At 66.7% G+C, this 23,209-nt stretch carries 15 protein-coding genes; 8 read left to right on the plus strand and 7 right to left on the minus strand.

Translation table 11 applies throughout. From position 1 onward, the window contains the following. Positions 1 to 5: 5 nt before the first annotated feature. On the minus strand, positions 6 to 9,227 hold the full coding sequence (locus HMA55_RS08845) for a Rib/alpha-like domain-containing protein (protein WP_181192678.1): 9,222 nt from the start codon (positions 9,225 to 9,227) through the stop codon (positions 6 to 8). Positions 9,228 to 9,418: 191 nt separating this feature from the next. Between HMA55_RS08845 and holA the strand changes: the two genes are divergently transcribed. Then, positions 9,419 to 10,354: a DNA polymerase III subunit delta gene (holA, locus tag HMA55_RS08850; RefSeq protein WP_181192750.1), complete on the plus strand. Its 936-nt coding sequence runs from the start codon at positions 9,419 to 9,421 to the stop codon at positions 10,352 to 10,354. After that, on the plus strand, positions 10,351 to 10,998 hold the full coding sequence (locus HMA55_RS08855) for a LysE family translocator (protein WP_181192679.1): 648 nt from the start codon (positions 10,351 to 10,353) through the stop codon (positions 10,996 to 10,998). The genes holA and HMA55_RS08855 overlap by 4 nt, the downstream gene beginning before the upstream one ends. Here the strand turns inward: HMA55_RS08855 and HMA55_RS08860 are convergent. The 4 genes from HMA55_RS08860 to HMA55_RS08875 all read right to left on the minus strand — a co-directional run bounded on the left by HMA55_RS08860 (position 10,995) and on the right by HMA55_RS08875 (position 13,952). Further along, on the minus strand, positions 10,995 to 11,984 hold the full coding sequence (locus HMA55_RS08860) for an alpha/beta hydrolase family esterase (protein ID WP_181192680.1): 990 nt from the start codon (positions 11,982 to 11,984) through the stop codon (positions 10,995 to 10,997). The genes HMA55_RS08855 and HMA55_RS08860 overlap by 4 nt on opposite strands. Before the next feature lie 87 nt (positions 11,985 to 12,071). Further along, a complete protein-coding gene (gene rpsT / locus HMA55_RS08865) occupies positions 12,072 to 12,335 on the minus strand; it encodes a 30S ribosomal protein S20 (RefSeq protein ID WP_038612735.1) in 264 nt (87 codons plus the stop codon). Between the two features lie 189 nt (positions 12,336 to 12,524). Beyond that, positions 12,525 to 13,031: a type II toxin-antitoxin system PemK/MazF family toxin gene (locus tag HMA55_RS08870; protein WP_257802530.1), complete on the minus strand. Its 507-nt coding sequence runs from the start codon at positions 13,029 to 13,031 to the stop codon at positions 12,525 to 12,527. Between the two features lie 33 nt (positions 13,032 to 13,064). Continuing rightward, positions 13,065 to 13,952 (minus strand): CPBP family intramembrane glutamic endopeptidase, encoded by an 888-nt coding sequence (locus HMA55_RS08875; protein WP_181192681.1) that lies wholly within the window; start codon positions 13,950 to 13,952, stop codon positions 13,065 to 13,067. Positions 13,953 to 13,997: 45 nt separating this feature from the next. On the opposite strand from HMA55_RS08875, the gene lepA reads away from it, so the two are divergent. After that, positions 13,998 to 15,875, plus strand: a complete 1,878-nt coding sequence (lepA, locus tag HMA55_RS08880; RefSeq protein ID WP_181192682.1) for a translation elongation factor 4 — start codon at positions 13,998 to 14,000, stop codon at positions 15,873 to 15,875. Positions 15,876 to 15,878: 3 nt separating this feature from the next. On the opposite strand, the gene HMA55_RS08885 is transcribed toward lepA, so the two are convergent. Next, positions 15,879 to 16,370: a hypothetical protein gene (locus tag HMA55_RS08885; protein WP_181192683.1), complete on the minus strand. Its 492-nt coding sequence runs from the start codon at positions 16,368 to 16,370 to the stop codon at positions 15,879 to 15,881. On the opposite strand from HMA55_RS08885, the gene HMA55_RS08890 reads away from it, so the two are divergent. The 5 genes from HMA55_RS08890 to HMA55_RS08910 all read left to right on the plus strand — a co-directional run bounded on the left by HMA55_RS08890 (position 16,363) and on the right by HMA55_RS08910 (position 22,281). Continuing rightward, complete coding sequence (locus tag HMA55_RS08890) at positions 16,363 to 16,554, plus strand: hypothetical protein (RefSeq protein WP_181192684.1); 192 nt, start codon at positions 16,363 to 16,365, stop codon at positions 16,552 to 16,554. The genes HMA55_RS08885 and HMA55_RS08890 overlap by 8 nt on opposite strands. A gap of 212 nt (positions 16,555 to 16,766) precedes the next feature. Continuing rightward, entirely contained in the window at positions 16,767 to 18,707 is a 1,941-nt protein-coding gene (locus HMA55_RS08895; protein WP_181192685.1) for an alkaline phosphatase family protein, read from the plus strand. A 9-nt stretch (positions 18,708 to 18,716) separates the two neighbouring features. Next, complete coding sequence (locus HMA55_RS08900) at positions 18,717 to 19,859, plus strand: EfeM/EfeO family lipoprotein (protein WP_181192686.1); 1,143 nt, start codon at positions 18,717 to 18,719, stop codon at positions 19,857 to 19,859. Further along, entirely contained in the window at positions 19,859 to 21,103 is a 1,245-nt protein-coding gene (efeB, locus tag HMA55_RS08905) for an iron uptake transporter deferrochelatase/peroxidase subunit (RefSeq protein WP_181192687.1), read from the plus strand. Before HMA55_RS08900 ends, efeB begins: the two co-directional genes overlap by 1 nt. Continuing rightward, positions 21,100 to 22,281, plus strand: a complete 1,182-nt coding sequence (locus tag HMA55_RS08910) for an alpha/beta fold hydrolase (protein ID WP_235961892.1) — start codon at positions 21,100 to 21,102, stop codon at positions 22,279 to 22,281. Before efeB ends, HMA55_RS08910 begins: the two co-directional genes overlap by 4 nt. 10 nt (positions 22,282 to 22,291) lie before the next feature. Here HMA55_RS08910 and HMA55_RS08915 read toward each other — a convergent pair whose 3' ends face one another. Next, positions 22,292 to 23,188: a ribokinase gene (locus tag HMA55_RS08915; protein ID WP_181192688.1), complete on the minus strand. Its 897-nt coding sequence runs from the start codon at positions 23,186 to 23,188 to the stop codon at positions 22,292 to 22,294. Positions 23,189 to 23,209 lie beyond the last annotated feature (21 nt).

A 23,209-nucleotide genomic window follows, 5' to 3' on the forward strand; every position in this document is an offset into this window, starting at 1 on the left:
GAGCGCTACTTACTGCTCGAGTCAGTGCTCAGCTGGGAGCCGGGGGTGCAGTTTTCCCACAACGTGGCGGATATGAGCACGACAGCGGCAACCGCGCCGACAGCGCCGATGGCGGTGCCGTAGTCGCGGCCGAACGCCTCCAGCTGCCGGTTGATGCTGTCCACCTGGTGCGCCAACTCGGGGTTGAACACGCCGGCCTGCTGCTGCAACTGAGTGTTGAAGTCGCGCGCAGCTGCGTTGAACTGCTGCGAGACCTGGTCAACCCAGGGCAGGTGCACCTGCGCGGCAACCGCCAGCGGGATCAGCGCCAGCAGCGGCACGCCGAAGCCGACACCGGTGGCGATGCAGCGCTGGCGCTCTTCATCAGTCAGCGAAGAGGACCCAAAAGAGGACACAGACGGCGCCGGCGCCTCCGGCTCGGTCACTGTCACCTCGATGGAGGCAGTTTCCGGGTCTTTGTCCGGCTGGGTGATCTCGACCTCGACCGGGTAGGTGCCCGGGGTGACGTCTTCCGGCGGGGTAAGCACGATCTCGCCGTCGGGTTTGACTTCGACCCAGTCGGGCACGCTCGGCTTCGGGGCGACAGTGGTGTCTTCGGGAAGCGTCGGCGCCGGGATAGTGGTGGTGCCGCCCGGGGTGACGGTGGCATCGGTGGGGTAGCCGTGATTCGGCGCCTCCGGCTCGGTCACCGTCACCACGATGGAGGCAGTTTCCGGGTCCTTGTCCGGCTGGGTGATCTCGACCTCGACCGGGTAGGTGCCCGGGGTGACGTCGTTCGGCGGGGTGAGCACGATCTCGCCGTCGGGTTTGACTTCGACCCAGTCGGGCACGCTCGGCTTCGGGGCGACGGTGGCGTCTTCGGGAAGCGTCGGTGCCGGGATGGTGGTGGTGCCGCCCGGGGTGACGGTGGCATCGGTGGGGTAGCCGTGATTCGGCGCCTCCGGCTCGGTCACTGTCACCTCGATGGTGGCGGTTTCCGGGTCCTTGTCCGGCTGGGTGATCTCGACTTCGACCGGGTAGGTGCCCGGGGTGACGTCTTCCGGCGGGGTGAGCACGATCTCGCCGTCGGGTTTGACTTCGACCCAGTCGGGCACGCTCGGCTTCGGGGCGACGGTGGCGTCTTCGGGAAGCGTCGGTGCCGGGATGGTGGTGGTGCCGCCCGGGGTGACGGTGGCATCGGTGGGGTAGCCGTGATTCGGCGCCTCCGGCTCGGCTGCTCCGTCTTGCACCGTTGTGGTCACCGGGTCCCCGCCGTCGGAGACGGCCTCGACAACGTCGCCGCCCTTCAGCTCAGGAGCGTCGACCGTCCACGTGCCGTCCTTGGCAGCCGTCGTGGTCGCGGTGGACTTGTCGGGGAAGGTGACCACTACCTCAGAATCAGGCGCGGCCGTGCCGCTGACCGTCTGGTCGCCTGCCGTGATCGGGTTGATCGTCGGCGCGGCGCTCGCAGGCACCGACGCCGGGTCGAAGGGGTTGGTGCCCTTCGCCAGCTCCTCCTCGTTCGACGTGCCGTCGCCGTCCCAATCCGAGACCTGCGCCATCGGCGTGCCGTCAACCGCGACGAGGGTAAACCGGGCGGTGACGTCCTCGTCGGCGGGCACGCCTGGGCGGTAGGTGACGGTGACGTCGGCGGAGGCATCGAAAAGCGATGCGAGCTCCGCGACCGACTCCTTGCCGGTGTACAGCTTCGCCAGCGCCTCCAGCGTCGGACCCACTGCGGTGATGTTGCCGCGGGCGTCCGGGTTGGAGATCTGCCACAGCCCGTTGTGGTCGTGCGTTGCGGTGATGTGCGCCTCGGAGACACCCGGAGCGACATCGAAGGTCAGCAGCGCGGTGCCGGAGCCGCCGAGCGCCGCGGCGACGGGATCGCCGTAGCTCGGGTTGTAGGCCATCCCCGCCGTGACGCGGATCTCCTCCGTCTCGTAGGAGCCGTCCGGGTAGCGGATGGTCACGGTGGTCGTGAACACATCGCCGGGCTTCGCGTCCGCCGGCATGGTGAAGTACACAGTGCCGTTGTCGGCGATGACAAACGCCGGGTTGTCCACGGTGAACGTGGTGCCGGCCGGCAAGGAGCGGTCGCCGATCTGCGGCAGGGTCACCTTGGCACCTGGCTGGGCGTGGGTCTGGTTCCAGAACGGGGTGTGCGTGGTGGACAGCGATTCACCCACGGTCAGGGTGGTCTCCACGACGTCCTTGGTGCCGTCCGGGTAGGTCACGGTGATCGACGCTGTCTGCTCGCCGGGCACGGAGGTGTCCGGCTCGGTGGTCCACTCGATGTGGGTGCCCGGCGGGAAGGTGCCGGCGTTGACGACGGCGGTGGCGGCCGAAGGGGCGTCGACAAGCTGCTTCGTAAACACCGGGCGGGTGTCTGGCTGGTGGGACTCGTTCATCGGGGTCGCGGGGGCCTCGATGACGGTGACCTCCACCGGCACCCGGTCCTCGGTCTTGTCCGGGTAGGTCACCACCACAGTCGCGGCAGTGGTGCCAGGTGTGGAGGTGTCGGGCTCGCTGTCCCAGGTGATGGTGGTGCCGGCCGGCAGGTCGGACGCGTTGGCGATAGCGGCCGCGGCGTTCGGCGCAGGAATGTCCACCACGGCCTGGATACCCTGGCTCTGCGGGTCGTGCGTGTCAGCCTGGCTCGCCACGTCAACGGTGACGTCCACGGTGTCCGTGGAGCCGTCCGGGTAGGTCACCACCACTGTGGCCTGCTTTGCGCCCGGGGTAGAGGTGTCCGGGGCGGTTTTCCAGCCGAATGTGGTCCCCGCGGGAAGGTCGGCCACATTCGCCACGGAGTTTCCGGCCTGCGGCACATCGCCGCTGGTGACGCTCTGGTCCTTTCCAACCAGGTCGTGCTGGTCGGCCATGGAACCGACGGCAACTTGGACGTTGACCTTGTCCGTGGTGCCGTCAGGGTAGGTCACCACCACTGTGGCCTGCTTTGCGCCCGGAGTAGAGGTGTCCGGCGCGTCCTCCCAAGTAATCGTGGTGCCCTCGGGAAGCAGCTCCGGGTTGGCAATAGACGCGGACGCCTCAGGGGCATCGCCCTCCTTCACGGACTGGTCCTTACCGGCCGGGTTGAACTGCTGGGACTGCTCGCGGACGCTGACTTTCACCTTCACGGTCTCAGTGGAACCGTCGGGGTAGGTCACAAGCACCTCGGCGTCCTTGTCGCCCGGGGCGGTAACGTCCGGCTCGGTCTTCCAGGTCACCGTGGTGCCGGCCGGCAGCTCGGAGGGGTTGGCAATCGAGTTGGTGGCCGCTGGCACTTGCCCGTGGTTGGCGCTTTGCGGCTGGCCCTCCGGGGAGAACTGGTCGGCCTGGGAGCGCACGGCAACGGTGACCTTCACAGTGTCGGTCGTGCCGTCCGGGTAGGTCACCAGCACCTCGGCGTCCTTATTGCCCGGGGTGGAGGTGTCCACCGGCTGGGTGAACTCGAAGTAGGTGCCGGCAGGCAGGTCGCCCACGTTGCCCACGGAAGCGCGCGGCACGACGCTGTCGCCGACGTTGACGGTCTGCTCACCAGCGCTCGGGGTGTGCTGCTCGTTCATCGGGGTCTTCGGTGCCGCTACGACGTGGACGGTGACCGGGACGCGGTCCACCGTGCCGTCCGGGTAGGTCACCAGCACCACGGCGGGGACATCGCCGGTTGCGGAGGTATCCGGCGCGACCGACCACGTGTAGACGGCATCGGTCGGCAGCTCCGCCACGTTGGCGATGGCGGTGCGCGCCGGCGGCGCGTCGATGCCCTCGACAGCGGTGATGTCCTGGCCGGCAGCGTCGTGCTGGTCGGTGTGGGTGCGCACGATGACTTTCGTCGGCACACGGTCGACGGAGCCGTCCGGGTAGGTCACCACGACAACGGCGTCCTTCACGCCGGATGTCGAGGTGTCCACCGGCTGCTCCCAGGTGAGGTTCGTGCCGTCCGGCAGGTCGCCGGACACCGACGCGCGCGGGTCGACGGCCTGGCCCTGGTTCACCACCTGGTCGGCGGTGGTGGGATCGTGCATCTCAGCGTCGTTACGCACCTGCACCACAACCAGGAGGGTCTCCGAGGTGCCGTCGGGGTAGGTCACCAGCACCTCGCCGGTCTTCTGCCCGGGCGAGGAGGTGTCGGGCGTGGACGCCCAGGTGAGCTCGGTGCCGTCCGGCAGCTCGCCGGCGTTATCCACGGAGTCGGCGGCCTGCGGCTGCGCGCCCTTGTCCACCGTTTGCAGACCCGCGTGCGGGGTGTACTGCTGCTTGTTGGAGCGGACGCTAACGGTCACGCTCACGGTTTCGCTGGTCCCGTCGGGGTACTCCACGCGCACCACGGCGTCCTTCGCGCCGCCGCTCGAGGTATCCGGTGCGCTCTCCCACGTCAGCTTGGTGCCCACCGGCAGCGATTCCGGGTGCACAATGGAGGCGGCGGGCGCGGGGTCGTCGCCGATGTTGACGGTCTGCGTCCTGCCGGCGGGCGCGTAGTACTGCTCGTCGGTGCGTACGTTGACCTGCACGCTGACACGGTCGACGGAGCCGTCCGGGTAAGTCACCAGCACCACCGCGTCCTTGGCACCGGAGGTCGCGGTGTCCACGGGGGATTCGAAGGTGAAGGTGGTGCCCTCGGGCAGGTCATTTGCATTGCTTATCGACGCCTTCGGGTCCACCGCAGCATCCCTATTCACCGTCTGCGGCTGGCCAGCCGGCTCGAGCGCGTCCGCAAGCGGGCTCACAACGATCTGGGTTGTGACCACCTCGGAGGAGCCGTCCGGGTAGGTCACGGTGACGGTGACTTCCTGCACGCCGGGATTGGTGGTGTCCGGCTCGTTCTTGAAGGCGTAGGTGGCGCCGGGCAGCTCGTCGACGTTGGCGATGGAGTCTTCCGGGCGCAAGCCGGTCGTGCCGTAGCCGACGGTCTGCACCTTCGGCGCCGGGGTGAGGGTGTCGGCTTGCGGCCGCACGGTGACGGTGACCTCGACGGTGTCGGTGGAGCCGTCGGGGTAGGTTACCTTCACGGTGCCGGTCTTGTCGTCGGGGGAGGAGGTGTCAGGCGCGCTGTCCCATTCCACCTTCGTGCCGGCCGGCAGGTCCGAAAGGTTGCCGATGGATGCGGCGGCGTCCGGGGTGGCGCCGTTGTCCACGGTCTGTTCCGCGGCGGCGGGAGTGTAGTCGTCCGCAAGCTGGGTGACGGTGACCGTCACGGTGATGGTGTCGACCGTGTCGTCCGGGTACACCACGCGCACCTCGACGTTGTCGAACGTGCCGGGCTTGTCCGTCGACGGCGGGTTGACAAACTCGAAGTGCGTGCCAGCCGGCAGCGAGTCCGCGTCCGCCACGGCGTTGCGGGCGTCCAGCGCGCTGGTGGCCTTGACGGTGATGTCCTGGCCGGTGGCGTTGTTGGTCGTGTTCATCGGCTGGGCGGGCTTCGGCGTGACGTTGACCTTGACCGGCACGTCCTTGGTGGAGCCGTCCGGGTAGGTCACGCGCACGACCGCGTCCTGGGTGCCGGTTGCGCTGGTGTCCGGCTCGGTGGCCCAGGTGAAGGTGGTGCCGGCGGGCAGGGCGCCGATGTTGGTGATCGCCGACTCGGGGTACGCCGCGGCGCCTTCGACCACGTCGATATCCTGGCCAGCGGGGGAGTTGGTGTCCGCCTGCTCGCGCACCGTGACGGTTGTGGTGACCTTCTCGGTGGAGCCGTCCGGGTAGGTGACAACAACGGTGACCTCTTGCTTGCCCGGCTTCGAGGTGTCCACCGGGTTCTCCAGCGCGAGCGTGGTGCCTTCCGGCAGCGTGTCCTCGTTGGCCAGCAGGTCTTCTGCTGTGACGTGGCTGCCGTTGTCGACGGTGGCGTCGGCGCCCTGCGGGTCAGTGGTGTCCGAAAGCGGGCTCACTGTGACCTTCACCGGCACTGTGTCCACGCTGCCGTCGGGGTAGGTGATGATGACGTTGGTGGTGTACGTGCCTGGTTTGTCGGTCGAAGGCTGCGTCTCAAAGGCGAACTTGGTGCCCTCCGGCAGGTCGCCGGCGTTGGTGATGGAGTCCTTCGGGTCCAACGTGCTGCCGTTGTCCACGGTGCGGTCCTGGCTCTCGGGGGTGAGCGCGTCGGCCTGCGTGCGCACAACCACGCTCACCGGGATCTTTTCGGTGGAGCCGTCGGGGTAGGTGACCACGACGACGGCGTCCTTTGACCCCGGCGAGGAGGTGTCGGGCGCTTCCTCCCATTCGAACGTGGTGCCCTTCGGCAGCGATGCGGTGTCGGCGATGGAGTCTTGTGCCTTCGGCGTGGCACCGTTGTCGACGGTCTGCGTTTTCGCCACCGGCGCGTACTGCTCGGCCTGGGTGCGCACTTCCATCTGCACCTTGATGTCCTCGGTGGTGCCGTCCGGGTACGTCACGCGCACCACGCCGTCCTTCATCCCCGGCGAGGAGGTGTCCGGGGTGGCGGCCCACTCGAAGCGGGTGCCTTCGGGAAGCTGCTGGTTCGGAACCAAGGACAGCTCCGGGTTGAGCGTCGTGCCCTGATCCACCACCTGCACCGCCGGTTGCGGCGCGTACTGCTCGTTTTGCGGGGTCACCGTGACCTGCACCTGGACGCGATCCTGAGTGCCGTCAGGGTAGGTGACAACGACAACGGCGTCCTTCGTCCCCGGCGTGGAGGTATTCGGGGCGTTCTCGAACTCGAAGGTGGTGCCCTCCGGCAGTTCGCTTGCGTTGCTTATCGACGCCTTCGGGTCCACCTCAGCACCATTGTCCACCGTCTGCGGCTGCCCGGACGGGTCGAACTGCTCCGCCTGCGTGCGCACGTGCACCTTCACCTCTACCCGGTCCACGGAGTCGTCGGGGTAGGTGACCAGAACAACGGCTTGCTTCGCGCCGGACGTGGAGGTGTCCACCGGAGTTTCGTAGGTGAAATGGGTGCCAGCAGGCATGTCGTCGGCGTTGGCGATGGAGGCGCGCGCGATCGGCGTATCACCCAGGTTGACCGTCTGATCTCGCCCGGCGGGCTCGTTGGTCTGGTTCAGCGGCTTCGCCGGTGCCGGGGTGATGCGCACCGTCACTGGCACCCGGTCCACCGAGCCGTCGGGGTAGGTCACCAGCACCACCGCGGGGAAGTCGCCCTCCTTGTCGGTGGACGGCGGCGTTTCCCAGCTGTAGGTCGCGTCCGCCGGCAGGTCCACCACGTTGGCGATGGCCGAGCGCGCCTCCGGCACAGAGGTGCCCACGGCGGCCTCGGTGGTTTGGCCCTGCGGGGTGAACTCCTCCGCCTGCTGGGGCGGCGTGACGGTGACTTTGGCAAAGACCGTCTCCTGCGAGCGGTCCGGGTAAACCACCTGCACGGGGATCGTGTACTCGCCGGGCGCGGTGCCGGCGGGCGGGGCGGCGGTGAACCCGCCGGTGCCCGCATCCGAAGCTGCTTGCGTGGTCCAGTCGGAAACGGGGGAACCGGAGGCGTCGACAGGCGTGCCGAAGGTGAACTCCGTGCCCGCCGGAACGGACGTGTCCGTCTGGTTCAGTGTGACGGCCTTGCCTGGGAAGGTTTCCTTGTCAGGGTAGGCCGGCTGGCTCACCGCGTTTTGGCCATTGGCCACCTGGAAGGAGTCGGAGGCGAGGAGGTCCCCGGTGCCGCCGTAAAGTGTTGCGGAGTAGACCGTGCCGGCTGCGGCGGTGGGGTCGGACGCGACCGGGAAGGTGCAGGCGTTCGCCTCCGCGAGCGAGGAAACCGGGCACTCCTTGACCACCTTGCCGGTGGTTTCGTTGCGCCAGACGATTCGGTTGCCCGGCACCGGCGGCAGCGTGCCAGTGACGTTGAGCTGCGCCGTGCCGTCCAGCGGCGACGGGTTCAGCAGCTGGTCGTAGTTGGGAATGTCCAACTTCACCGGCCCGTAGGGCACGACCGCGAAGCCGAAGTTGTAGAAGTTGTCCGCGAAGGGGTTCATGCCCGGCACGAAGGTCGCGGCGGGGTGGGGAGACTCGCCGGCGTTGTCGTTGTACTCCTGGAACACCGGGGTGGGAAATGGTGAGTACGCGTTGACCTGCTGGCCGTTCTGGTCGGTGACCCACATGTACATGCGCGAGTTGCCGGAGAGCTCCTTGTAGCCGGTGCGCAGGGTGTACTGGCCGTTTTTGTCGGTCTTTCCGGTAACGGTCACCGCGATCGGTTCCTTGCCGGCAGCCCGCATTTCCTCGAGCATGGCCTTGATAGCGCCCGCCCGCTGCGCCAGCGTGATCTTGGAATCTTTTTCAATGGCCTCGACGCGCTTTTGGGCGTCGGGGGTCAGCACCGAAGCGAAGACGTTGTAGCCCTCGAGGTTGGTGTCGCCGTCGTCCATGTTGCGGGTTGGCGGGCCGACCGTGCGGTCGCCTTTGAGCGTGTCCATCCACACAAAGCCGGAGATGGTGTCGGTCACCTGCAGGGTGGTCGCCGGATTGTTCAGCGGCCCCAGCGGGTCAACCTTGACGTTGGGCGCGGACATGTAGCTGTTTGCCGGATCCACGACCTCCGTGAGGAAGATGCCGGTGCGCTGGATGTTGGTGCCGACAAGCTGGAACATGCCGGACGCGTCCGCGGGGTACTGGCCCGAGCCCGGCGCCACGCCGACCCAGGAGTTGGGCACGATGCCGCCGGATTGGCGGGTGTAGACGTACTGGTTGCCCGTTTCCGGGTTGACCAGGTCTTTTTCCGCCACCCACAGGCGGTACGCCTGCTGGCCGTTGCCCACGCCGGAGGCGTCGAATAGGTGCGGTTTACCGTTGGCATCGTAGAAGGAGACGTAGTTGCCCTTTTTATCCTTGACCAGGTTGCCGTTTGCGTCGCGCATGCGCAGGTCGAAGGCGTAGGCGCCGGCGGCCTGCCTCGCAAGGGGCTGGGACTGGGCTGCGTAGACGGGGGAAAGCGTGCCGTCGGAGTCGCGGAACTGCATCAACACGGTGACACCGTTGAGCCCCATCGAGTCGGAGATGCTCGACGGAGCGGTTGATTCCATCACGCCAACGCGGCCGGACAGCAGGTGCGCGGCGTTGGTCAGGTCGATGGCGCTGTTGACGTAGCCGTTTTTGATGGCGTCTGCGTCGATGGTTCCGGCCGGGGCAGACCACTTCGAGTCGGCCGGGCTGCTATTGGTCACAGCTTCGGCGGCGGGGGCGGTGTCGGGGGCGACAACCGCGTGCGTGAGTGGGGAAACGGTGGCGAGGGCCAGTGCGGCGGCCGCAATCGAGGTGCCGCGGCGGCGGGTGGTTAAAGGCGTGCTCATGAAAGATCCTTCCGGTAAGCATTGTCAGTTTGAAACCAACCAGGTGGTACCGCGCAGCGTTGCGGGCTGTGCGGGTTCCAATACAAATATGAACGTCTGGCGATGAATTTGCCAGGTTTCCCCAAATCTGGCCGCGGATAATCCCCCGGGCTTACAGCGCAACGCGGTGCTGGAGGTGCGTGGGCCGTAAGATGGCGCGCATGCTCAACCCCGTGCACCTCGTTCTCGGCGAGGACGACTTCCTGGCGGAGCGCGCGACCAAAGCCATCGTCGCAGCGGCCGGCGAGGGCGTGGAGGTCACCACGCTGCGCGCCGGCGACGTCTCCGAGGGCGAGATAGCCATGGCAACCAGCCCCTCGCTGTTTGCGGAGGACCGGGTGGTAGTGGTCAAGCACGCTGAACTGGCGGGCAAAGAACCCACCGAGATTTTGCTCACAGCGTGCGTGGACCCGGCCCCGGGGATCACGCTGGTCATTGAGCACACCGGAGGCGGGCGGCAAAAGGCCATGGTGAAAAAATTTGCTAAAGCCGCCGAGGTGCACAAGGCCGACCCGCTGAAGGACAACGAGCGCCGCACTTGGCTCATGGAGGAATTCCGTCGCCATGGTGTACGCCCCACCCCAGACGTGGCGGCGGCGGTGCTGGAATCCGTCGGCTCCGACCTGCGCGAGCTCGCCTCCGCCGTAAGCCAGCTGGTCAGCGACACTGAGGGAGAACTCACCGTCGAGTCCGTACGCGCGTACTACGTGGGTGTGGCCGAGGTGGCCGGCTTCGACATCGCGGACCAGGCGGTGGCCGGACGCACCGACCGCGCGCTGGCGTCCACTCGCCGGGCGCTGCAGCTGGGCACCAGCCCAGTCAGTATCTCCGCCGCTTTGGCCCGCAAGGTCGGCGACATTGCCAAACTGCACGGTGTACGCGCCAACCCGGACCAGATCGCCCGCACCGTAGGCATGCACCCGTACGTGGCGAAGAAAACGATGCAGGTCGCACGCCAGTGGAGCGGCGACGCGGTTTCCCAAGCCGTGATCATCGTCTCCGACCTGGACGCGGAGGTCAAGGGGCAGGGCGGCGACCCGGAATTCGCGCTCGAAAACGCGGTGCGCCGAATCGCTGAACTGGCATGATCGCGCTGGGGGATCTCGCGGCCATCGTCGGGCTCAACCTGGTCGGTGCCGCGGCACCGGGGCCGGATCTCGTGCTGCTGATGCGCACCGCCACGCGGTCGCGCCGGCACGCGTGGGCCGCGAACCTGGGCATCCACACCGGCGCGGCGCTGTGGTTTGCGCTGACCGTCTTCGGCGCGGCGGCGCTCCTCAACGCGGTGCCCCAGACCGTCAGTGCGGTGCAGGTCGTCGGCGGCGCGGTCCTGGTCTGGATGGGGGCGGTCAATCTGCGAGGCGGGCTGCGCGACCGGGACGAACCGCCGGCAGACCTCGACGAGGCGGTGCAGCGCCTCGGGTCTGTGCGGTCCTCCTACCTCCGCGGGCTGCTGACCAATCTGTCCAACCCGAAGATCGTGGTGGCATTAGCCGCCATGATCGCCCCGATGTTGCCGGCCAGCCCGTCGTTGGCCACCGCGCTGGTTGTGCTCGCGGCGCTGTGGCTCAGTTCGTTTGCGTTGTTCGGGCTGATCGCGCAGGTCACGTCCGCCGAGAGACTGCGCCGGACATTCTTATTCGCCGGCCCCTACATCGACATTGCTGCCGGCGCATTCTTCATCATCGTCGGGGCCGCGCTCGTTGGGCGCGGGTTTATCGGCGTGGTTTAAAGGAAGCGCCGCAAAAACTGCGCCGTCGCCCGTGTGGCGTCGGGGTCGGTGAACCAGGTGTGGCCGCCGCCTTCCACCCGCTCGATCCGCGTGGGCGCGGAGCAACGCTCGAAGTCGAACGCGGTCACGCTGCCCGAGCGGGACTCGGCGGCGACCAGCGAGCAGCCGTTTTTGCGTGCGAAGGTGCGCGCGACGGCGTCGACGGATTCGTACGGTGCGCCGTGGCGGACGCCCCCGTTGTAGCTCACCACGGCGTCGTTGGTGCCGTGCATGATCAGCGTCGGCACCTGACCGCCCGCGCAGCCGGTGACGGTGGGGGAGTAGAACGCGCCCGCCACCGTGGCCACAGCGTCCACCATCTCCGGCGCGTGGCAGGCCAGCGCGGCGGCCATCCCGCCGCCGTTGGACAGGCCCACGGCGACGGTGCGGGTGGTGTCGGCGTGGTAGCGCGAAGCGACGTCGTCAAGCACAGCGCGCGTGTAGGAGACGTCGTCGTTGACGCTGGTGGCGGCGTACGGCGCGCCGCCCCACGCGTTGTTTACGCCCTGGCCGTAGACGACGATCGCGCCGGGGAACTGGCTCTCCAAGTTCTCGTAGTCGCGCGTCTGGCGCGAGGTGTGCTGCCAGCCGCCGAAGCCGAGAACCACGGGGTAGGACCGTTCCGGGCTGAACCCGTGCGGCAGCACCACGTCGTAGGTGCGGCTGCGCCCGCCCACCTGGAGGCTGTGGGTGTGCTCCCTGGCTATCGACACCGCTTCGCCCGACCTCACAATCGGAATCGCAATTGCCAAACTGGCGGCGAGTGCCGCGAGCACGCCGAGCGCCTGCACAAGGGCCGGATCCACACCCGGGGCGTAGCGCTTGAGCAGCGCCTCGAACTCGGGGGAGGAGCTCAACGTCTGCGCCTGTGCGGGTGGGGCAGAAAGGCTAGATAGCGGAAGGGCGGCGGCAAGCGCGACTGCAATCGCGCGGCGGGAGAGTTTCACAGCGGATACATCGATTCTGTGGGTAGGGGCATTACACGCGAAACGCCCCGCTTGCTGATGAGCAAACGGGACGTACGGTACCCGGACCTAGTCCATCTTGTTCAGGGCGCGAGCCATGTTGGACTTCTTGTTCGCCGCGGAGTTGCGGTGGAACACGCCCTTGGTCACGGCCTTGTCCAGCTTGCGGGATGCCACGCGCAGCTGTGCCTCGGCGGCAGCCTTGTCGCCGGACTCCACAGCCTCGCGGAACTTGCGGATCTCGGTGCGGGTGGCGGAGCGGACGGACTTGTTGCGCATGCGACGCTTCTCGTTGGTGAGGACGCGCTTCTTCTGCTGCTTGATGTTAGCCATTAGTGAAATACCTCTTGGTTTCTCAATCGAACTTGGATGTCGTCGCCCCGGCCCGGGCATCACGCGCACTGCTTTTGGGTATGAACGCGAACCCAAGGTCCTGTCCGCGTAGCAGAACGCACCCGCAAAGGTGGCCGGTGACGGGCAACTCAGGCAGAATACCAGGCCCGACTTACCCCACCAAACCGCCTACGACCATTGGAAGCGTTCGCGGAGGGTGTTTGCAACCCGCTCGAAGCGGCGCTGCGGCACCGTCGTGCCGCGACGGTGCACGTCCGCCTCCGGCACCACGAGCGTCTTGTCCAGGCGCACCCAGCACGGGCTGCCGGAGGCTTCCCAGTCGCCGGGGCCGATCTCAAACCAGCGGTCGTCGTGCGCATGTTCCTGCTCGGGGGAGATCAGCAGGCCCAAGACATCGGTGTGGTCTCGGCCCACCACCAGCATGGAGCGCTCCTTAGGTGGGCGGGAGGGCACCGTGACCCACACAACCTCGCCGGCCTCGGCGCCGCTGTCCATGTCTGCCGCGTAGTACACGTTGCGCGGCACGGAGTCGGTGGGACGCACGTACACGCGGGAGGCCCGGTTGCGTCGGTGTTCGATCTGGTTGTTCACCCGTTCGTGCAGCTGCGCCAGCCCCTGATCGAGCGAGGCCGTGCGTGGCCGCGCACCTTTGCGCTTGAATCGCTCGAACGCCACGTGTGCACCTCCGGGTAACAGTTATCCGCAACCTTAAGCCGTTGCGTCAGCTGGGACAAGGGGTTTCTGCCCGCCACTTGAAATTTCTCGGCTGCCCGGACCGGTGCCGCGGAGCGCCCACAGCAGGAGCGTGGTGCAGGCGACGGTCATGAAGGTCGCGCCGAGCATCTGCACTGCACCGATCTCGGTCGCGTTCGGATCAACCAAACCGAGTGCCCCGTAGGAGAAAAACACGGTGTTGCCGATGGCGTGCAGCGCGATGCCGGCCTCCAACCCGCCGGTGCGCCATGTCAGCACAGCGGTGCACACCGCGAACACTGCGATGTCTACCAGCCCGACCCAGTTATAGGCGTGGCCTGCCACAAACAGCGCGGCCGGCAGCGCGTACGCCAGCCACGCGGGAGAACCCCACTGCCCGAGGATCTGCGGCAGCGCGCCGCGGAACACGAACTCCTCCGCGGCGGCCTGTAACGGCACGGCCAACGCAAACGCCGCGATCAACTCCAACCGGAACGGGGTGACGGTGGGGTCGGTGGGGGCCCGGAGGACGTCGATAAGCACTTGCGCCGCATACAGCGCACCGACCACCGCGAGTGCGCGGCCGAGCACACCCCAGCGCAGGCGCAGCGCGGTGCTGCACAGCGCCCGCGGGTTGCGCCCGGCGATCCGCGCGGCGAGAAACGGTGCCGGCAGGATTGAGGCGATGACTAACACCTGCACAAGCGGGGTCAGCGGGTCCACGCTCCCCTCCAGAAGAACTGAAAAGTCCCGTCCGTGCTGCTGCGCGGCCACACCGAGGACGACAACGCAGGCGACGCCAAACAGCGCGGCGAACGCGGCCAGCATCACAAGCTCGATGACCGCGCGCCACCATGCAGCGGGCCGAAAACGGGCGACAAGTCCGAGACGGTGGTAGGCCATGGTGCATACCGTAGCGCGGGGTGCGCAAAGTAGGATGTGGCAATTATGGCCGCCAAACCGACAAACTTTGCAGAAGAAACGTTCACGGACCCCGCCCGGATCCGCAACTTCTGCATCATCGCCCACATCGACCACGGCAAGTCCACGCTGGCAGACCGCATCCTGCAGCTGTCCAACGTGGTGGACGAGCGCGAGATGCGCGACCAGTACCTGGACAACATGGACATCGAGCGCGAGCGCGGCATCACCATCAAGGCGCAGAACGTGCGCCTGCCGTGGGTGCCAAAGACCGGCGACCACGTCGGCGAGCAGATGGTGCTGCAGATGATCGACACCCCGGGCCACGTGGACTTCTCCTACGAGGTCGCCCGCAGCCTGGACGCCTGCGAGGGCGCAATTTTGCTTGTCGACGCAGCCCAGGGCATCGAGGCGCAAACCCTGGCCAACCTCTACATGGCCATCGACAACGACCTCGAGATCATCCCGGTGCTGAACAAGATCGACCTGCCGGCGGCGGACCCGGAGAAGTACGCGCTGGAGATCGCCAACATCATCGGCTGCGAGCCGGAGGACGTGCTGCGCGTCTCCGGCAAGACAGGCGAGGGCGTGCCGGAGCTGCTGGATAAGGTCGTGGACCTCATCCCGGCCCCGTCCTCGCTGCGCTCGGACGGGAAAGAAAACCACGCCGACGCGCCCGCCCGCGCCCTGATCTTCGACTCGGTGTACGACACCTACCGCGGCGTGGTCACCTACGTGCGCATGATGGACGGCAAGCTCGAGCCGAACCAGAAGGTGCTCATGATGAATACGGGCAAGACGCTGGAGATCCTCGAAATCGGCGTGGTCTCGCCCACCATGAAAAAGACGAAAGGGTTGGGCCCCGGCGAGGTGGGCTACCTCATCACCGGCGTGAAAGATGTTCGCGACACCCGCGTCGGTGACACGGTGACGTGGGCTTCCAAGGGTGCTTCGCAACCCTTGGAAGGTTTTGAGGACGTCAAACCCATGGTCTACTCGGGCCTGTTCCCGGTCTCGCAGGAGGACTTCCCGGCCCTGCGCGAGAGCTTAGAGAAGCTGCAGCTTAACGACGCTTCCCTGACCTGGGAACCGGAGACATCCGTCGCACTCGGCTTCGGCTTCCGCTGCGGTTTCTTGGGCCTGCTGCACATGGAAATCACCCGCACCCGCCTGGAGCGCGAGTTCGACCTGGATCTGATCTCCACCGCGCCGAGTGTGACCTACCGCGTGGTGGCGGAAGACGGCACGGAGCAGATCGTGCACAACCCGTCGGACTGGCCCAGCGGGAAGATCCCCGAGGTCTACGAGCCGATTGTGAACATGACCATCATCGTGCCGCAGGAATTCGTCGGTTCCACGATGGAGCTGTGCCAGTCCAAGCGCGGGCAGATGAAGAACATGGAGTACCTCTCCGAGGACCGCGTGGAGCTGCGCTACATCATGCCGCTCGGCGAGATCATCTTCGACTTCTTCGACATGCTCAAATCCCGCACGAAGGGCTACGCCTCCTTAAACTACGAGGAGGCCGGCGAGCAGCTCGCGGACCTGGTGAAGGTGGATATCCTCCTGCAGGGCGAGCCGGTGGACGCGTTCTCCGCCATCGTGCACAGGGACTCCGCACAGTGGTACGGCAACAAGATGACCAAAAAGCTCAAGGAGCTCATCCCGCGCCAGCAGTTCGAGGTGCCCGTCCAGGCGGCCATCGGCTCGAAGATCATCGCCCGCGAAAACATCCGGGCGCTTCGCAAGGATGTGCTGTCCAAGTGCTACGGCGGCGACATCTCGCGTAAGCGCAAGCTGCTGGAGAAGCAGAAGGCCGGTAAGAAGCGCATGAAGAACATCGGCTCGGTCACCGTGCCGCAGGAGGCGTTCGTGGCTGCGCTGTCCACCGACGGCGAGGAGTAGGCGCTAGTCCGCCTCGCCGAAGGTGAACCGCTTGCCCTGGTTGAATACCGTTTGCAGGACCCGCACCAGGGCGAACATGAGCACGAAGATGATGGCGGCAATGGCGAGGTTGCCCCACAGCCCGCTCCACCCGGACGCCTCGGCCCAGTCCTGGGCACCGATGGCCGCGGCCACGGAGCCCAAGATCAGGTTCATCGCCTCGGAGCGATTCTCGGCAATTTGGCCGGAGACCTGCTCGAACTGGGTGCGGATCACACGTTGACGGGATATGCCCTTGGTGTCGAAGTTGTCGCCAAGCTGGTCGAAGCCGGTGGCGCGCTGCAGGCCTTTGAGCACGCGGGTGTCGATGTCACGGCCGTGAACTCGGCGGAACCACAGCTTGTCGCAGATCTCAATGTGGTCCAACCGCAGCTTCTCCGGGCGCTCTAAATCCGCCTGCAGCGCCTTTTTCTCCAGCTTCGTCGTGCCGATTCTGTACGAAAAGAACGTGTTCATCCCATACGAGCTCACCGCGCGCTCGGCGGGCAAGACCCCGGGCCTGAAGGTGAAGACGCACCCGGAGTGGCTCCACGACCGCATCTGGGTGCACGGCGCTGAGGTTGCCCGCGGCCTGTTCGAGATGCTGGACGAAATATGCGCGAGCGCCCCGGCGCAACCCCGAAAGTTGAACCACAGGTAAATTCTAGGGAAACGGTCGATGGGGCGATGCTGTGCGCGCCATGCCCAGGTGCTGGGGTTTTGGGCGAAAACCCTGTTCGGCGGCGGGGATCTCAGGTCTTGCACAGTAAGTGCAGCGGGCATTTAATCGTTGCTGAAAGGGCCCGGACCTCTTGCTGGAGGCCCCCGCAGCTTTCGTCGTTTTCATCCTCGCCTGACTGAAAGTTGGACACCATGAAGCTCCGCACCCGCGCCATCGCAGCTTGCGCTGCAGCTGCCGCAACAGCCCCGTTTTTCCCCGGCATCGCAGACGCCGCAACCAAGACACCGATCGAACACGTTGTGGTGATCTATTCGGAGAACATCTCCTTTGACCACTACTTCGCCACCTACCCCAACGCGCTGAACAAGGACGGCGAGACGCTGCAAGGCAGCGGCAAGGCTGCGCCGAAGTTTCAGGCGAAGCCGAACACCCCGAAGGCCGACAACTTGGAAAACGCGGACCTTTTGGGCGAGAAGAACCCGAACTCGATCAAGCCGTTCCGCATCGGCCCGGGCAATGCGGTGACCACCGACCAGAACCACCACTACGGTGATGAGCAGGCTGCCTACAACGGCGGCAAGATGGATATGTTCCCGGAGACGGTGTCCACCGACATCGACAAGTACGGACAGGACGCGTTTGCCACCCCTGGCATGACCATGGGCTACTACGACGGCAACACTGTGACGGGTCTGTGGAACTACGCGCAGAACTTCGCGATGAACGACAACAGCTTCTCCACCATCTTCGGCCCGTCCACTCCGGGTGCGCTGAACCTGATTGCGGGCACCGTGGCCGACGCCACCATGCACGATCCCGCCACCGGCGAGCAGCAGAAGATCAAGGACGGGGAGAACCACGCACTCGCGGGGGTGTCTGAAGACGGCATGACAGCCACCGTGGTGGGCGACCCGGACCCGCTGTTCGATGACTGCTCCAACAAGTCCTCGGCAGGCACCAACCAGGTCACGGCGATGCACTCGAAGAACATCGGCGATCAGCTCAATGAAAAGGATGTGACCTGGGGCTGGTTCCAGGGCGGCTTCCGCCCGACCGAGGAAGCCACCGACAACAGCCGTGCTCGCTGCGGCGCGGCGCACAAGACGTTGAGCGGCCAGGATCAAACGGACTACAACCCGCACCACCAGCCGTTCCAGTACTACGCCTCCACCGCGAACCCGCATCACCTCGCCCCGTCGTCGGACGAGATGATCGGCAAGACGGACCGCGCGAACCACCAGTACGACCTGAAAGATTTCGACACCGCGTTGGAGCAGGGCAACCTGCCGGCCGTGTCCTTCCTCAAGGCCGCGAACTACCAGGACGGCCACGCCGGCTACTCCAACCCGCTGGATGAGCAGGCGTTTATCACCCACTACATCAACGAGCTGCAGAACTCCCCGCAGTGGGACTCCACCGCCGTGGTCATCGCGTACGACGACTCCGACGGCTGGTACGACCACAAGGCGCCCGAGATCCTCAACGGCTCCAACGATCCGCACCAGGACAAGGAGATCTGCACCGCCGCGGCGAAGAAGGTCGGCGTCGCCGGCGACAAGCACGGCCAGTGCGGACCGGGCACCCGTCAGCCGTTGCTGGTGGTTTCGCCGTACTCCAAGGTCAACCACATCGACTCGACCTACACGGAGCAAACCTCCATCACCAAGTTCATCCAGGACAACTGGGGTCTGGGCCGTCTCGGCGGCATCGCCTTCGACGAGCGCGCCGGTGAGCTGAATTCCATGTTTGACTTCAGCGGCGCAAAGGCGCCGAAGGTGTTCCTCAACGAAACCGACGGCACCGTGGCCAAGGACTACGCCTCTGTCGAGCGCGTGGACAACACCTCCCGCGAGACCATCAACCTCAAGCCGGTTGTCGAGGGCATGAACAACCCGCTGGTGACGGAAAAGGGGGTGCCGGCGTTTACCACGCTGGCCAAGAAGGACGCCTCCCCGGCCGAGCAGCAGAGCAACTCCTCCGAGTCCAGCGACGCCGAGGGTTCCTCCACGGGCGGCATCATCGCCGCTGTGGTGCTGGCTCTGGCCATCGCGGTGGGCATCGGCAGCTGGTACATGAACGGCATGCCTGGTGTCGACCCGAAGATGGTTGAGAACTTCAAGCTGCCGTTCTAAACCCGAAGTATGGACACCTACCAGTACGCTATGGCGGCGCTGGCCGCGGTCCTTGCGATCGTGGCCGCCGTCATCCACGCACCGCAGACGGGATCAAGCGGATCCAGCTCCGGAGGGGACATGCAGCCCCAGCCGGAAGTGGAGCAGGCGGACACGCGGCTTCACGTCCGCGATGTCTACAACTGCCCGACTCCCGGGGACGTGGACGCAACCGCGCACTGGCAGGTGTACAACACATCCGGGTTGCCTTTGACCCTCTACATCTCCGACGAGGAGGGAAACGCCTACCAAGTCCTCGAGCGCATCGGCTCTCCCGCGGAGCGTGCCTGGACCCCCAAGCTCGAAGACGGTTCCTACCACCTGACGTGCGTGTTCCACAGCGACTCGGCGGTGAAATCGGAGACCTTCACTGTCGCTGAGTCGCCGTTTACCGGTGCGCCGAAGATGGTGCCGATTACGGACCGGGAAGTCTCCGCCGTATCGATCACCCATGCTGCAGCGCAGAAGAAGCGCCTGCCTGAGCTGCAGGCGCAGGCGCAGGCGCTTGCCGACGCCATCCGGTCCGGCGACCGCTCCGCGGCCCAGCGCGCCTACCTGACCTATATGGAAACGTACCGCTCCTTCGACGATGCAAGCGCGATGTGGCCGGGGGAGGGCCTCGACGGATACGCGGAGGTGGAACGGATGCTGTTTTCTGATCGTGCGTTATCCGCCGAGCCCGCCGACGCGCTCGCAGCTGCGGTGGATCACACGGCGCACGCGCTGGAGACAGGGCACTTTGCCATCCCCGCACCGGATTACGGTTTGCGCACGCACGAGGTGATGGAGGAATTCGAACGCTTCGACCTCCGCGGCGAGCGCGACTACGGAGCCCACGCGCTTAGCGCCGCGCTGCGGGGAAGTGTGCGCGCTACCCGCGAAACGCTCGATCCGTTGCGCGAGCTAGTGGAAAGCCGCGGTCTCGATACCGCGCCAATATACGACCAGCTGAATGTGTTGAACAGCCTCGCTGACGACTTGGACGGCAAGTACGACACCGCGTTTGACCAGTGGCCGCAAGAAGATCGTCTGCGCTTGCAAGCCGAAGTGGCAAAAGCCAATGAACTGCTCGCACCCGTGGCCACAATGACCGTGATCCGGAGGATGGACTAGTGCCCTGCCCGTTTACGTTTTCCCGCCGCACGTTTTTGACCGGTGCGGCCGCCGCGAGCGCCGCGTTGGGGGCACAGGCGACGGCGCAGGGGCTTTCTGCGCGTTCGCGCGACGACGGCACACCGCGCTCAGACCATTCCCACACCAACGACCCCGCCGCGCGGCTTGAGTTCCAAGGCGACCACCAGCAGGGAATAGTCAACCAGCCGCAAAAGTACGCGGAGGTGGTGGCCCTCGATCTCCAATGCACCGGAAAGCAGCGCTTGGAGCAGCTGCTGCGTACCATCACCGACCGCGCCCGTGCCCTGACCGCCGGCGGCGCAACTCCGCCGGACGGCATCGCGTTTCCCGCCGGGGACTCCGGGGAGCTTGGTCCGGAGCTGCCCACGGACAACCTCTCCGTCACGGTGGCGGTGGGTGATTCGTTGTTCGACGGCCGGTTCGGGCTGTCGAACAAGAAGCCGGCGCGCCTGCGGGAGATGGAAGCCTTCGCCGACGACACGCTCGTTGCAGAGAAGTGCCACGGCGATCTGGTGCTGCAGCTGTGCGCGGACCAGCACGACACGGTCACCCACGCGCTCCGCGACATATTGCGCCACACTCGGGGAGACGTCGCGGTGAAGTGGCGCCAGAACGGGTATATGAACGAGCCGCGCCCGACCGGCACGCAGCGCAACCACTTCGGGTTCAAGGACGGGATAGTCAACCCCAGCCCCGACGAGTTCGACCACCTCGTGTGGGCCGGTGCCGACGAGCCAGCCTGGACTGCGGGAGGCAGTTACATGGTGGTCCGCCTGATTACCATGTATTCGGAGTTCTGGGATCGGATCTCCATTGCGGAGCAGGAGCAGATCTTCGGCCGCGACCGCGCCACCGGCGGGCCGCTGTCCGGAGGCGACGAGTACGCCGAGCCGGACTATTTGGACGACGCGAACGGCGACGTCATCCCAACTGACGCGCACATTCGTCTGGCCAACCCGCGCACTGCGGAGACTGCGGACCAACTCATGCTGCGCCGGGCGTACAACTACGACAACGGTGTGCGCGACAATGGCACCCTCGATATCGGCCTGCTGTTTGTGTGCTTCCAGCAGGACCTGCAGCGCCAGTTTGTCACCGTGCAACAACGGCTCGAGGGCGAGCCTCTCGCGGACTATATCCGCCCTTACGGCGGCGGCTATTTCTTCGCGTTGCCGGGTGTGCGCGACGAGGACGATTTCCTCGGTCGTACCCTACTTGCATGATGCGCGAGATCGAATTTTCCCGCGGCGGCTTCACTGTCTTCGCCCGCGTGCTGGGCGAGCCGAAGGCGCCGGCGCTGCTGTATCTGCAGGGCGGGCCGGGTTTCCCGGCGCCGCGCCAGCGGTTTGCGTGGATCACCCACGCTCTCAAGCGCGGCTATCAGGTAGTGCTGTTGGACCAGCGTGGCACCGGCCGTTCCACCAGGATCGACGCCGCAACGCCCGAGCTTATCGACGCTAAAGTGCTCGCCAGCCTGCGCGCCGACCACATCGTGGCCGACGCCGAAGCGCTACGCGAGGAGATGGGCCTGGCCCGCTGGGATGTGCTGGGCCAGTCCTTCGGCGGGTTCTGCCTCGCGCACTACCTGGCCGCGCACCCGGAGCGTGTGGGGAGGGCGTTGTTTACCGGAGGTGTGCCGTCGATAGGCGAGGGCGCAGACGGGGTGTACCGCGCGACGTTTGCCAAGCTGAAGCGCCGCCACCAGCAGTTCAACGCGAAGTACCCGGCGGCCGAGAAAATGCTGCGCGAGGTGTGTCGCCACCTGGAGGTGGAGGAAGAGACTCTGCCCACGGGCGAGCGGCTCAGCGCCCGCCGGCTGCGCACGGTAGGCATCGAGCTGGGGCGCGAGGGCGGATTCGCATCGCTGGCGCGACTGTTCGAGGCACCGTTTCACCCCAACGGCAGGCTCCGCACCGACTTTCTGGCGGAGGTGGGCGAGCGCGTCAGCTTTGCCAAGGGGCCGCTGTACGCCGCCGTGCACGAATCCATCTACGGCGGCACCGTGCCGGGGGCGACCGCGTGGGCGGCCGAGCGGGTCTCGCGCGAGCTGGACGGGTTCGCGCCTGATGCCAGCCCGGATGATGCGGAGTTCTACCTCACCGGGGAGCACATCTTCCCGTTCCAATTCGAGGAGGACCCGGCGCTGCGGCCGTTAACACGCTCAGCGCACGAGCTGGCGGCCAAGGACGACTGGTCCAACCTCTACGCGGGCCTGGCCGGCGGCCACGACGCGTACGCGGCGGTCTACACCGACGACATCTTCGTCCCGCGCGAGCTGTCGCTGGAAACGGCGGAGGTCATCGGTGCGCAGGTGTTTGAGACGGACCAGTTCCAGCACGACGGGCTGCGCCGCCACGGCGAGGCGGTGCTTGGCCGCCTGCTGGACATGGCGGGGGTCTAACGCGCGGGGTCTAGGCCTCCGGCAGTGCGTCCGCCTCGCCGGGGTAGGACGGCTGCGCGCCGGGCCGGGTGACCGAGAACGCGCCGACGCGGCAGGCGAAGCGGGCAGCGTCCACCATGGAATCGCCTTCCAGCAGCCGGTGGCAGAACGCGCCCGCGAAGGAGTCGCCGGCGCCGACGGTGTCCACGGCCTCCACCTTGGGGGAGTCGATGTGGGTCAGTTCGCCCTCGGCGGCCACCAGCGCCCCGGCGGAGCCGAGCGTGAGCACCACGGAGGAAAAACCGGCCTCGAGCAGCCGCCGCGTGAGATCCTCCGGCGTGCCCGTGCCGTCGAGGCCGAGTTGCTGCAGGATGAGCCCGGCTTCGTGCTCGTTGGCCATCAGCGGGTCCGCCTTGAGCAGCGCCTCGCGCGGCACGTCCACAACCGGCGCGAGGTTGACCACCACGCGCCCGCGGGTCAGCTCCACGGCGCGGGCGAAGCCGTCGGCGGGGATCTCGCCCTGCAGCAGGACCAGGTCGGCGGGGGCCACGGCGCCGGCGTGGCGGCCGACACACTCCGCGTCCACCCGCGCGTTCGCACCCGGGACCACTAGCACGGTGTTCTCGCCGTTTGCGGCTACCGTGATCACCGCGAGGCCCGTGACGTCTGCAACTTCCTCCACGTGGGTCAGATCCACCCCGGCCTCGCGCAGCAGCGCGGTGGCGGGGGCGGCGTTGGCGTCGGAGCCGGTCGCGCCCACCAGCACCACGTCTGTGCCCAGCTTCGCGGCGGCGACGGCCTGGTTGGCGCCCTTGCCGCCGGCGGTGATGCCGCCGCCGGTGCCCAGCAAGGTCTCGCCCGGGGTGGGGTGGCGCTCGACGTTGACGGTGAGGTCGGCGTTGATGGATCCGACGACGCACATACTCATGGCCGTCAATCTACCGTACGC

The sequence above is a fragment of the Corynebacterium wankanglinii genome, from assembly GCF_013601005.1.
Classification (GTDB): Bacteria; Actinomycetota; Actinomycetes; order Mycobacteriales; family Mycobacteriaceae; genus Corynebacterium; species Corynebacterium wankanglinii.

What these genes read in the sequence shown, in the direction of transcription:
- HMA55_RS08855 (WP_181192679.1), top strand. Translation starts at nt 10,351, where the DNA reads ATGATCGCGCTGGGGGATCTCGCGGCCATCGTCGGGCTCAACCTGGTC.
- HMA55_RS08845 (WP_181192678.1), bottom strand. Translation starts at nt 9,227, where the DNA reads ATGAGCACGCCTTTAACCACCCGCCGCCGCGGCACCTCGATTGCGGCC.
- HMA55_RS08895 (WP_181192685.1), top strand. Translation starts at nt 16,767, where the DNA reads ATGAAGCTCCGCACCCGCGCCATCGCAGCTTGCGCTGCAGCTGCCGCA.
- HMA55_RS08885 (WP_181192683.1), bottom strand. Translation starts at nt 16,370, where the DNA reads ATGAACACGTTCTTTTCGTACAGAATCGGCACGACGAAGCTGGAGAAA.
- HMA55_RS08875 (WP_181192681.1), bottom strand. Translation starts at nt 13,952, where the DNA reads ATGGCCTACCACCGTCTCGGACTTGTCGCCCGTTTTCGGCCCGCTGCA.
- HMA55_RS08910 (WP_235961892.1), top strand. Translation starts at nt 21,100, where the DNA reads ATGATGCGCGAGATCGAATTTTCCCGCGGCGGCTTCACTGTCTTCGCC.
- lepA (WP_181192682.1), top strand. Translation starts at nt 13,998, where the DNA reads ATGGCCGCCAAACCGACAAACTTTGCAGAAGAAACGTTCACGGACCCC.
- holA (WP_181192750.1), top strand. Translation starts at nt 9,419, where the DNA reads ATGGCGCGCATGCTCAACCCCGTGCACCTCGTTCTCGGCGAGGACGAC.
- HMA55_RS08900 (WP_181192686.1), top strand. Translation starts at nt 18,717, where the DNA reads ATGGACACCTACCAGTACGCTATGGCGGCGCTGGCCGCGGTCCTTGCG.
- HMA55_RS08915 (WP_181192688.1), bottom strand. Translation starts at nt 23,188, where the DNA reads ATGAGTATGTGCGTCGTCGGATCCATCAACGCCGACCTCACCGTCAAC.
- rpsT (WP_038612735.1), bottom strand. Translation starts at nt 12,335, where the DNA reads ATGGCTAACATCAAGCAGCAGAAGAAGCGCGTCCTCACCAACGAGAAG.